Here is a 3,020-nt window from a genome sequence, read left to right as displayed (position 1 = left end):
AGTACCTGCAGCCGGATTCGTCGTGATATTATACTACTTTTCAGAACGAAAAAGTCTTCCGAAGAAAGAAACAGAAACCACATAGATTCTCCCTATCTATTTTATATATCACTTTCCGACGATTATACAATCGGTACACGAACCATTCTATGACATCCTGAAGGCTACAAACTTAACGAAGAGAGTGACAACTATTATTCAAGCACTCTTCCAACGGTGATGTGTGATTGAGCGACAAGAACGGAACATACGGCGAGATGGAGTCCTCTTTCTGTTCGGCTTAACGGGTGTAATTTTCGTTGAACTCGTAGCATCACCAAGGGCGGCCGGAAGTGAGGAGACGGCGGTTCATGGCTTTCTCTTCGGTTGCTCAGTCGGAATAATGCTTTCCGGGATTTTTCGTGCTACCAACAAACAAGCTCTTTATTCAACGCTCTCGTTGGCCATCGGCTTTGCCCTTAGTGCTGTTATCAACGTATTCTGAGTTGTGTTTATGAAATCAACAGTAAGTGGACTTTTCACTATCTAAAGGGAATCATAGAAATATACCTATAGTTTCGATTACAACCACCCCTACAGTAAATGAACTGATGAGTAGGTATACTTCCATGGTGCTAAGTGCTCTGCTGAGGAGTCTGGCGAAGCATAGAATCGATCTTTGAAATCCTACGGCGGATTTTAGGTAGATAGCCGCTCAAGTTCGGTCAGAGCCTCATCAATGGTGACAATTGCGAGATCATTCTCGAGGGCAGTCTCGATAGTATAGCGAATTCGGTCCGCAGTGAGAGTATTGTACTGGGAGTGACCTCCGACGATCGCGAGGACAGTCTTCTCAGCAGCAGTTTCCATGAACGCATCGATCTCATCTTTGCTTGCTTTATCGGTCTCGACGTACATCCGATGCATTGTCGTCGGATCCAAACCTACAAGCTCGTTGTGACCGCCGTAGCCGTGGTTCGCGACTGCAGGATAATGTTCCCGGACAATATCCTCGGCAAGGCCGTTGTACCGCCCGTAGGGATACACGAATCCCGTCACGTCTAGTCCCCATGACTCGAGTTGATCGTTCGTTCGCTCGAGAATTTCGTGTATAAACGACTCGGAATATCTGACGACCCCCGATGAACCGACGGTCTCAGTGAGGGGTGACTCGAGTTCGATGTACTCTCCGCTTGAGTCNGACTCGGAATATCTGACGACCCCCGATGAACCGACGGTCTCAGTGAGGGGTGACTCGAGTTCGATGTACTCTCCGCTTGAGTCGTTGCCCCGACCGGCGACTGTGGCCGTCGTCTGGATCTTGTCGTCAGAAATCGTAAGGGGATCACCCTCCACGGCACCGTGGCGGTTGACTGTGACATACAGATGATCGTCGCCCTCGCGAGCGGGCTCGGTCAGTTCGATATGACCGAGCGCTCTATGGCGGTAGGTGTGGGACAGGACCCCCCACCCGTCGTCCTGCATCTCTCGAAGCTGGGCAGGATCAAGGTACNGCGGTAGGTGTGGGACAGGACCCCCCACCCGTCGTCCTGCATCTCTCGAAGCTGGGCAGGATCAAGGTACGCGTCTCGTTCCTCCATGAGACCGGGACAGGCCGCCGTACAACCGGGAACGCCATACTCCTGATGGACCTCATAGGCGAGCGTGTAGTCCTCGAGCGGGCTGTCATCGTACGTGAAGACAAGCATCCCTTCGCTATCCTCGAGAACTGAGTTCTCGTCGTCGCGTTCGGTTTCATTGCCAGTTCCGTCTTGTGTGGCCGGCTCCGAACCGGTGTGGTTGCGTTCGGAGTCAGCTACTCTTTGCTCTTGTCCCTCTTGGTCCAATTCATCGGTATTTTGCCCAGAGTGCCAGTACGCAACGCCACCTACGGTAGTCACGCTGGTGATGGCAAGGACCTGCCGCCGGCGCATCTACCGCACCACCCTACTCGTCTGTCGTCGAACACAACAATTATCCCCTCCGCCAAGATTCACAGAAGCGGTATTTTCGATTCGACCATCTGAAGTTGTCTGTCCTCGTTTACCATACCATATTGATGACTGCATNTAATATTATAACCTAAATTAACACTCCACTTGAAGCATTTGGTATCTTCATACTGATCAGCCATTTAGAACTAAACGCACTCGGCGCTAGGCCAGTGAGACAAGTTACCGCGTCAACAAGTGCGACCTCATAGGCATGTTATAGAATCGTCCCTACAGAATTGTTTTCACCCTGACCTTCGACAAACCAGCTGGGAGAGAGAGCATGCCTACTTTACAAGGAGTGGCAATCTACTTAGATTTCTTCAAGGCTGTCGAACCCATACGATTCCGAGTGCCAGTGATCCTGAGAACGTGATTGAACACTTATCATTATGGGGCGTATTGTCCCGGTAGATGTCAGTGATTCCAACAGAGTGGGGTAAGCCGGATTCTCGGCCAGGCATCTACTATGAACTTCTCTGGATAGGGCTGGCGGTTGTCGTACTCGGTACGCTCGCGTACTGGGAGCCGTTCTCAATCACCATCTCGATTACACCACAACGACTTGCCAGTGCGACAACCCTCGGTGTGATTCTCGGCATTGCTGTGACGTACAGCTCGTTTGTGAGCGAGCGGTTCCAACGACTCTGGGCAGATTTTCGNCTCGGTGTGATTCTCGGCATTGCTGTGACGTACAGCTCGTTTGTGAGCGAGCGGTTCCAACGACTCTGGGCAGATTTTCGCATCCGGTTCGCCGGCCTCTTCGTACTCAGCATTGGTGTCCAACTCGGACTTGCTGTCGCCCCCACGTGGACGGTGCTCACGATGCTAGCGACATTTCTCATACTCATTCCACTTCGCGTCGCTGTCTACCTTCGTACACGGTAAGTACTACAGCTGATCGCTAAGTGGTTCGCCTGTATGTAACACTCGCTGAGGTCAACACGATCGGTACGCGAACCGTTCCATGAGCTCGTATCCTTTGCTAAATGGATGTTTAACAGAGACCTGGAATCGCTCGTATACAGAGCTATGGAAAGTTGATATCTC

The 3,020-nt window shown here is 51.3% G+C and carries 2 protein-coding genes; one reads left to right on the top strand and one right to left on the bottom strand.

The window, feature by feature from the left end; translation table 11 throughout:
* Window positions 1–223: 223 nt before the first annotated feature.
* Window positions 224–484 carry a hypothetical protein gene (locus C492_RS22145; RefSeq protein ID WP_083898748.1) on the top strand — a complete coding sequence of 87 codons (261 nt, stop codon included), beginning with the start codon at window positions 224–226 and terminating at the stop codon, window positions 482–484.
* A gap of 910 nt (window positions 485–1,394) precedes the next feature.
* Here C492_RS22145 and C492_RS25115 read toward each other — a convergent pair.
* Window positions 1,395–1,688, bottom strand: a complete 294-nt coding sequence (locus C492_RS25115) for a polysaccharide deacetylase family protein (RefSeq protein WP_239643388.1) — start codon at window positions 1,686–1,688, stop codon at window positions 1,395–1,397.
* Window positions 1,689–3,020 lie beyond the last annotated feature (1,332 nt).

This window comes from Natronococcus jeotgali DSM 18795, from assembly GCF_000337695.1.
Classification (GTDB): domain Archaea; phylum Halobacteriota; class Halobacteria; order Halobacteriales; family Natrialbaceae; genus Natronococcus; species Natronococcus jeotgali.
The sequence above is the reverse complement of the archived record's forward strand: the minus strand, read 5'-3'. Positions and strand labels throughout refer to the sequence as shown.